Genomic DNA, 8,186 nt, shown 5'->3' with positions numbered 1-8,186 from the left:
GAATTTGCCGAGGCAATGCTATGAACCGCTGGTTGCTCTGGTTGCCGCTCGCGCTGTTCGGCCTGTTCTTCGCCGCGGTTGCTGCCGGCCTCCTGATGCCGAAAGACAATATCATAGAAAGCAAGATGGTGGGCAAGCCGATGCCCGCATTTGCCTTGCCCGGTGCGATCGAACAGCGGCCTGCGTTGCGCAGCGCCGATCTCGCGCAAGGCAAGCCGACTTTACTCAATATCTTCGCCAGCTGGTGCGTGCCCTGTATTGCCGAGGCGCCGCAATTGTTGGCCCTGCAGCGGGCTGGTGTTGAGATAAATGCAGTTGCCAGCCGTGATACACCCGAAGATATTGCCAATTTCCTCAACCGCTGGGGCAATCCCTATGCGCGGATCGGAACCGACACCACGAGCAAGGTGCAGCTGGAACTCGGGTCGTCCGGCGTGCCGGAAACCTTCGTGATCGATGGCAATGGTATCATCGTCCATCAGCATATCGGCGATATCCGCGAAGAAGATGTCCCCAAACTACTGGCCTTGCTGGAAGAAGCGAAATGAAGCGGTTTCTTGTTCTGGTGAGCCTGTGTCTCGCGGTCCCGATCGCGGCCCAGACCGGCTTGCCACCTGCGCCTTATGCCGACCGGCAGCTGGATGACCCGCAACAGGAAGCCGCCGCGCGCGAGCTGATGGAAGAATTGCGCTGTCTGAAATGCCAGAGCCAGTCGATTGCCGACAGTAATGCGCCGATGGCGGGGGATATGCGCAGTCAGGTGCGGGAAAAAATCGCCGCAGGTGAAACACCCGAAGCGGTTCGAGGCTGGCTGATTGAACGCTATGGCAATTGGGTATCCTATGATCCGCCGATCGCTTCAGCCGTTACATGGCCGCTCTGGATCGCGCCGATCATCCTGTTGCTTGCCGCCTTGTGGTTGGCGCGAGGACGTTTCCGCAAACCCAAGGATGGTGAATGATGGGCTGGATCATAGTTTTCCTCTTGGTGCTGATCTGTGTCGCTGCTTTGATCTGGCTCGGCAAATTGTCCCGCAGCACCTATGAAATAACCGCTGCTGCGCTGTTGCTCGGTGTTGCCGGTTACGCATGGCAGGGGAATCCGGGCATGGCGGGCGTCTCGGTCGAACCGATGGAAGATGCCAACAGCTTCAATGAGGACACGATCGACGCGCGCAACGAGTTGGGGGAGCGTTTCGGCACGGCTCAGGAATGGCTGATCTTTTCCGATTCTCTCAATCGTTCAGGCAAACACGGGGCGGCAGCCAATTATCTGCGCAACGGGGTCAAGGAACATCCCGACGATCCCGATCTCTGGGTTGGACTGGGCAATGCGTTGGTCGTCCATGCCAATGGCGTGATCACCCCGGCGGCCCAATTCGCTTTCCAGAAAGCGGCTGACCTGTCGCCCGAACACCCGGGGCCACCGTTTTTCCTTGGCCTGGCTTACGCCCAGTCGGGCAAGATCGATCAGGCCCGGGCGATCTGGACCGAATTACTGGCGAGAAGCAGCGATGACGCCCCGTGGCGCGAAGATCTCGAGTCGCGCCTGGCGACCATGGAACAGATACAACCGACGCTTCCCATGGAACCGAAAACACCGTCCGAGCAGTAAAAGCCGAGTATTATGAATGAGTTGATATTCGCAGTCAGTCGTTTTATTGCACCTGCTAAAGGCCCGTGCTAAGCGCGCGCGCTTGCTGACACAAATGCCAGTAAACAGCATATTGTGTCCAAATTGATCGGGGTATCGCCTTAACGGCAATCAATGTCCGCAGAACCAACCGAAAGTGCAGAAACGCAAGGCAACACCGTGCAAACACACGGATCGCCGCAGCGCAACACCGCCGTAGCCAAACTTGCCGCAGGCGCGATCGGGATCGTGTTCGGCGACATCGGTACAAGTCCGCTCTACGCCTTTCGTGAGACATTTATCGGCGCGCATCCGCTGGAGCTCGACCGGATACATGTTCTCGGTGTGGTCAGCCTGATCTTCTGGTCAATGACTCTGGTGGTGACCGTACAATATGTCAGCATCACCATGCGGGCTGACAACAAGGGGCAGGGCGGCAGTCTGGCTCTTGTTGCATTGCTTTCCGGGGTGATGCGACGATCCAAATTTGGCTGGCTGGCAGTGTTGCTGGGAGTTTTCGCGACCGCGCTCTTTTATGGCGACAGCATGATCACGCCGGCGATTTCGGTCTTATCGGCGGTCGAAGGGCTTGCTGTGGTGCAGCCCGGGCTGGGGCATCTTGTCATTCCTATTGCGCTGACTTTGCTGGTTTTTCTGTTCCTGATCCAGTCTCGGGGGACGGCGAAGATTGGCGCATTATTTGCGCCGGTAATGTTTGTCTATTTCACGGTTATCGGGACGCTCGGTATCATCCAGATTGTCGGACATCCATCCGTCCTTTATGCTTTCAACCCCTGGTATGCCGTGCAGTTTTTTATAACCGACGGGGTTAAGGCCTTTTTGGCGCTGGGTTCCGTGGTGTTGGCGGTTACCGGTTCCGAGGCGCTGTTTGCCGACATGGGCCATTTTGGCAAGAAACCAATGCGGGTCGCTTGGTACGGTTTTGTCATGCCGGCATTGTTGTGCAATTATTTCGGGCAAGGCGCGATGATCCTGTCTCTGGACGCCGCGGGTGCAGCAGCGGCGATCGAAAGTCCGTTCTTCATCATGGCACCGGAAGTGCTTCGTCTGCCGCTCGTCATTTTGGCGACGATGGCAACCTTCATCGCCAGTCAGGCCGTCATCTCGGGATCCTTTTCGGTGACCCATCAGGCGATCCAGCTCGGTTTCATTCCCCGCCTGACGATCAAGCACACCAGTGCTTCTGAAGCGGGGCAAATCTATATTCCCTTCATCAACTGGGCAATCATGATTTCGGTCATCCTGCTGGTGCTGACGTTCCAGAGCTCTAGCAATCTTGCCTCGGCTTACGGGATCGCGGTTACCGGCGCGATGTTCATCGACACCTGTTTGCTGGCCATTGTGATGGTGGTCTTGTGGAAATGGAAGCTCTGGTATGCCGTGCCGCTGTTGGCAGTGTTTTTTATCGTCGACGGCGCTTATTTCGCGGCCAATCTGACCAAGGTTCCGGATGGCGGCTGGTTCCCGTTGGCGGTTGGCGGGGTTGCTTTCGTCATCCTGACCACATGGGCGAAAGGGCGTCAGATCATGCGGAAAAACATGGCTGAATCAGCGATGCCGATTGAAATATTTACCAAATCGGCGGCCAACAGTGCCACAAGGGTTCCCGGTACCGCGATTTTCATGGCATCTTCTTCAGCCGGCGTGCCATCGGCGTTGCTGCACAATATCAAGCATAACAAGGTCATCCATGATCGCGTGGTCATCCTCACCGTCAATATCAACGATGTGCCGACGATCGATCCGGACAAGCGCTGCGAGGTGAAGGATCTTGGCAATGGCTTCTACCGGCTCATTCTCCATTTTGGTTTCATGCAGGAAACCAATGTTCCCGAGGCTCTTAAACAGGTCAAAGGCTGCGGGATGGAATTCGACATGATGACCACCAGCTTCTTCCTTTCGCGACAGACGTTGCTGCCGTCGAAAAAACCCGAGATGATGGTTTGGCGGGAGAAGCTCTTTGCCTGGTTGCTGCGCAACGCGGCCACGGCGATGGAGTTTTTCAAGCTCCCCACCAACCGCGTGGTGGAACTGGGTAGCCAGATGGAAATTTGACGGCAAAAGATTGGTATTTTGTAGCCGATTCATGACCTTGTCTGGCACCGTTAATAGCGTATATATTCTTCAACCGGAAACAGACCCCGGCTTTCGCCGGGGTTGACGCTTCGTCACGCTTTGCATGACGCGGCGCGTCAACTATTTGGTGGCCTATCGCGCCGCTCTCCACTAAATAGCGGGCATCCGATTCTCGACACAGGAACTGCCCATGCGCATCGCTATTGCTTCCGATCATGCCGCTTTAGACATGAAAGCCGCTTTGGTGGACTGGCTGAATGCGGCAGGGCATGAAGTTGCGGATCTCGGTCCGATGACTGCCGATAGCGTAGACTATCCGGATTTTGGCTATAAGCTAGCCGCTGAAGTGGCGTCGGGACGCGCCGAACGCGGTGTCGCGCTCTGCGGTTCGGGCATCGGTATCTCGATGGCGGTCAATCGCAATCCCGCCTGTCGCTGCGCTCTGGTCTCGGAAGGCTTGTCGGCGAAACTGTCCCGCGAACATAATGACGCAAATGTCATCGCGATGGGCGCACGGCTGGTCGGCATCGAAATCGCGAAAGACTGTCTCGACGTCTTTTTGAAAACACCATTTGGCGGCGACCGGCACCAGCGCCGGGTCGACAAATTGACCGCACCGAATTTTGAAGGAGTACAAGCGTGAGCAATGTCGCAGATATGCAGGACATCCGCCAAACCGGATTTTTCGACTTTTCTGTCGACGAGAGTGATCCTGCCGTTGCCGGAGCGATCAATTCCGAACTGGCACGGCAGCAGAACCAGATCGAACTGATCGCGTCGGAAAATATCGTTTCCAAGGCCGTGCTGCAGGCGCAGGGCTCTGTATTCACCAATAAATATGCCGAAGGCTATGCCGGGCGCCGCTATTATCAGGGTTGCGCGCCGTCGGATGCGGTCGAAACACTGGCGATCGAGCGCGCCAAGCAACTGTTTGATTGCGGCTTTGCCAATGTCCAGCCGCATTCGGGAGCACAGGCCAATGGCGCGGTGATGCTGGCGCTGGTCAAGCCGGGCGATACAATCCTGGGCATGTCGCTCGATGCCGGCGGACATCTCACCCATGGTGCCAAACCGGCCCAGTCGGGCAAATGGTTCAACGCGATCCAATATGGCGTCAATGATGACGATCATTTGATCAACTATGACGAAGTCGAGGCGCTCGCCAAGGAACATCAACCGAAACTGATCATCGCCGGCGGTTCCGCCTATCCGCGCCAGATTGATTTTGCCAAGTTCCGGGCCATTGCCGACGCCGTCGGTGCCTTGTTCATGGTCGATATGGCCCATTTTGCGGGACTGGTAGCCGCCGGATTGCACCCCAGCCCGCTTGGTTATGCCGATGTCGTGACCACCACAACGCATAAGACGCTGCGCGGACCTCGTGGCGGGATGATATTGACCAACGACGAAGCCATCGCCAAGAAGATCAACTCTGCGGTTTTCCCCGGTCTGCAAGGCGGGCCGTTGATGCACGTGATTGCCGCCAAGGCCGTGGCCTTTGGCGAGGCGTTGCGTCCGGAATTCAAAAGCTATTCTGCTGCTGTGATTGAAAATGCCAAGATTCTCGCGGCTACGCTCAAGGAGCGTGGTGCAGACGTGGTTGCCGGCGGTACCGACACCCATCTCGCACTGATCGATCTGTCGCCGCTCGGAATCACCGGGCGCGACGCGGATGAGGCGCTCGAACGGGCCGGCATTACCTGCAACAAGAACAGCATTCCCAATGATCCGCAGCCACCGATGAAGACCAGCGGAATCCGGGTTGGATCTCCCGCCGGAACGACCCGCGGCTTTGGTCCCGCAGAGTTCAAGATGATCGGAGACATGGTCGCGGATGTGCTCGACGGGTTGCGCGACAAGGGCGAGGCAGGCGATCCTGCGATCGAAGCGGACGTGCGCCAGCGGGTACAAGCGCTTTGCGACCGTTTCCCGATTTACCAGGATTGATCGGAAAGTCAGAACATGCGTTGCCCCTTTTGTGCCCATGACGACAGTCAGGTCAAAGACAGCCGTCCCACCGAGGACAATACGACGATCAGGCGGCGGCGCCAGTGCGAGAGCTGTGGCGCTCGTTTCACGACTTTTGAACGGGTTCAACTGCGCGAAATCACCGTGGTGAAAAGTGAAGACCGCAAGGAACCGTTTGATCGTTCAAAAATAGACCTGTCGGTGGCGCTTGCGTGCCGGAAACGCGGTCTGGCGCAGGAGCAGATGGATCAGCTCGTCTCAGGCATCCAGCGCCAGCTGGAAACCAGCGGTGAAACAGAAATTCCGTCCCAGAAAATCGGCGAGATGGTGATGGACGGTCTGAAGGGGCTCGATAGTGTCGCCTACATACGCTTTGCATCGGTCTACAAGGATTTTACGGAGGCCAAGGATTTCAAGGAATTTGCAGGCAGTGTGAAAGATGTCGGCGGGGCGTGAGCAATCAGCCTGCAATCATATTGGTAAACCCGCAACTCGGGCAAAATATCGGCAAGGCTGCGCGGGCGATGCTGAACTTCGGACTTACCGAAATGCGCATCGTCAATCCGCGCGACGGCTGGCCCAATCCGGATGCCGGTCCATCGGCATCGGGGGCAGACCAGATTCTCGAACATGCTCAAGTCTTTGAAACTACAGCGGAAGCAGTCGCTGACTGTGCTCATGTCTATGCCACCACCGTTCGCAAACGGGGCATGACCAAGCCGGTGCTGACGCCCTGGGAGGCGGCCGAAGACATGGCGCAAGCGAGCGGGAAATGCGCGATCCTGTTCGGGCCGGAGCGGTCCGGCCTGGAAATTGTCGATGTCGAACTGGCGCGCAAGATCATTACCGTACCGATCAACCCCGAATTCGGGTCGCTCAATCTGGCGCAGGCCGTCATTCTCGTGGCTTATGAAATTTCCAAGATGGATAGTGTCGCCAATGTCCAGCCGACACTGGAAAAGAAGTCAGCCGAGCCAGCTCCGCAGAAAGAGCTGGATATGTTTTACGGGCATCTCGAGCGGGCGCTGGACAAGAACGGCTATTTCTATCCGCCTGACCGGGCTGCGGCGACGAAAGTAACGCTTCGCAATATGCTGACCAAACCGGCATGGACGAACGAGGAGGTCAAGACATGGCGGGGTGTCATATCTTCGCTGGAGCGGCCGCCCCGCAAGGATAAGGCCGAAAAACAGCCGTAGCTGTAGCTATTTGCGCAGCTGATCCCATTTCTGCAATTCGTAGCTGATCGATGTTTCGACCAGCATTTCCCAGATCGCCGCCATCGTCGGCACGGGAATGCGGGCGTCTTGTGCCAATCGTTTGACATTCTCCAGGACGGCCGCCTTGCGGGTTTCATCGCGTACGACATTGCGATCCTGCTTGATCCGCGCGGCGGCATCCATGCAGGCAAAGCGCTGGGCCATCAAGGCGATGAGCTCTCCATCGATGCGGTCCACTTGTTCGCGGACATCGGTCATGGTTTCCATGGGTGGCAATGGCTTGAAATCATTCATGCCAGCCCATTAATCGCCCGCCATCAGAGAGTCGATAGCTGGTGGCCATATTCGCAAGATTTTCGCGGGCGAACGATGTTGACAATCGCAGCTTTGCTCGCCATAGGCCCGCTCTTGCAATTGGCCCCGCACCCCGGTGAAGCGGTGGCCGCATCAAGACCCAGAGATTACGGGGTTTTGATGGTGCGTCCCGGGAAGACTTAGAAACAGCAAATGAGGAGTCATTGATATGACCAAACGTACCAGTTCCAAATATAAGCTCGATCGCCGTATGGGCGAGAATATCTGGGGCCGTCCCAAATCTCCCGTCAATCGCCGCGACTATGGCCCGGGCCAGCACGGTCAACGCCGCAAGGGCAAGCTGTCCGACTTCGGTATCCAGCTGCGCGCCAAGCAGAAGCTCAAAGGCTATTATGGCGATGTGACGGAAAAGCAGTTCCGCCGCGCCTATAAGGAAGCCGCAGCGATGAAAGGCGATACCAGCCAGAACCTGATCGGCCTGCTCGAGCAGCGTCTCGACATGGTTGTTTATCGCGCCAAGTTCACCCCGACCATTTTTGCTGCCCGTCAACTCGTCAGCCATGGTCATATCCGGGTAAACGGCGTCAAATGTAATGTTGCATCGCGCAAGGTTGTACCGGGCGACGTGATTTCCCTGAGCGACAAGGCACAGGAAATGCTTCTGGTTATCGAAGCGCAGAGCCTGCCGGAACGCGATATTCCTGAATATGTGACGCCAGATGGCACGGACAAAGTGACCTATGTTCGCATCCCGACACTGGACGAAGTACCTTATCCGGTGACGATGGAACCCAATCTGGTCGTCGAATTCTATTCGCGCTGATTGTTTCTGGCGATATTCACAAAAAAGGGCGGCCCGTTGGAGCCGCCCTTTTTTTTGTCGCTGTTGAAGACAATCTATTTTGGTAGGAACGCCGCCGATTTGGTCAACATGTCGATCCGGGCGGCTGAATT

At 56.8% G+C, this 8,186-nt stretch carries 10 protein-coding genes; 9 read left to right on the top strand and 1 reads right to left on the bottom strand.

Annotated elements, in window-relative coordinates; genetic code table 11:
• The first annotated feature begins 20 nt into the window (after positions 1-20).
• The 8 genes from WBM93_RS13955 to WBM93_RS13920 all read left to right on the top strand — a co-directional run bounded on the left by WBM93_RS13955 (position 21) and on the right by WBM93_RS13920 (position 6,896).
• Positions 21-548, top strand: a complete 528-nt coding sequence (locus WBM93_RS13955; RefSeq protein ID WP_424432471.1) for a DsbE family thiol:disulfide interchange protein — start codon at positions 21-23, stop codon at positions 546-548.
• Positions 545-961, top strand: a complete 417-nt coding sequence (locus tag WBM93_RS13950; RefSeq protein WP_424432469.1) for a cytochrome c-type biogenesis protein — start codon at positions 545-547, stop codon at positions 959-961. The genes WBM93_RS13955 and WBM93_RS13950 overlap by 4 nt, the downstream gene beginning before the upstream one ends.
• Complete coding sequence (locus WBM93_RS13945; protein WP_424432468.1) at positions 958-1,614, top strand: tetratricopeptide repeat protein; 657 nt, start codon at positions 958-960, stop codon at positions 1,612-1,614. Before WBM93_RS13950 ends, WBM93_RS13945 begins: the two co-directional genes overlap by 4 nt.
• A 153-nt stretch (positions 1,615-1,767) precedes the next feature.
• Positions 1,768-3,708: a potassium transporter Kup gene (locus WBM93_RS13940; RefSeq protein ID WP_424432467.1), complete on the top strand. Its 1,941-nt coding sequence runs from the start codon at positions 1,768-1,770 to the stop codon at positions 3,706-3,708.
• Positions 3,709-3,919: 211 nt separating this feature from the next.
• Positions 3,920-4,372 carry a ribose 5-phosphate isomerase B gene (gene rpiB / locus WBM93_RS13935; protein ID WP_424432466.1) on the top strand — a complete coding sequence of 151 codons (453 nt, stop codon included), beginning with the start codon at positions 3,920-3,922 and terminating at the stop codon, positions 4,370-4,372.
• 14 nt (positions 4,373-4,386) lie between these two features.
• Positions 4,387-5,676 carry a serine hydroxymethyltransferase gene (gene glyA / locus WBM93_RS13930; RefSeq protein WP_424432470.1) on the top strand — a complete coding sequence of 430 codons (1,290 nt, stop codon included), beginning with the start codon at positions 4,387-4,389 and terminating at the stop codon, positions 5,674-5,676.
• 15 nt (positions 5,677-5,691) lie between these two features.
• The gene (gene nrdR, locus WBM93_RS13925) at positions 5,692-6,153 is read left to right on the top strand and encodes a transcriptional regulator NrdR (RefSeq protein WP_424432465.1); all 462 of its coding nucleotides are present in this window, start codon (positions 5,692-5,694) and stop codon (positions 6,151-6,153) included.
• Complete coding sequence (locus WBM93_RS13920; protein ID WP_424432464.1) at positions 6,150-6,896, top strand: RNA methyltransferase; 747 nt, start codon at positions 6,150-6,152, stop codon at positions 6,894-6,896. The genes nrdR and WBM93_RS13920 overlap by 4 nt, the downstream gene beginning before the upstream one ends.
• A 6-nt stretch (positions 6,897-6,902) precedes the next feature.
• On the opposite strand, the gene WBM93_RS13915 is transcribed toward WBM93_RS13920, so the two are convergent.
• Positions 6,903-7,211, bottom strand: coding sequence for a chorismate mutase (locus tag WBM93_RS13915; protein WP_424432463.1), 309 nt, complete (start codon positions 7,209-7,211; stop codon positions 6,903-6,905).
• 229 nt (positions 7,212-7,440) lie between these two features.
• Here WBM93_RS13915 and rpsD point away from each other — a divergent pair, with 229 nt between their 5' ends.
• Positions 7,441-8,055: a 30S ribosomal protein S4 gene (gene rpsD, locus WBM93_RS13910; protein ID WP_424432462.1), complete on the top strand. Its 615-nt coding sequence runs from the start codon at positions 7,441-7,443 to the stop codon at positions 8,053-8,055.
• The last annotated feature ends 131 nt before the right edge of the window (positions 8,056-8,186 follow it).

The organism is Parasphingorhabdus sp. (genome assembly GCF_049667325.1).
Taxonomy (GTDB): domain Bacteria; phylum Pseudomonadota; class Alphaproteobacteria; order Sphingomonadales; family Sphingomonadaceae; genus Parasphingorhabdus.
The sequence above is the reverse complement of the archived record's forward strand: the minus strand, read 5'-3'. Positions and strand labels throughout refer to the sequence as shown.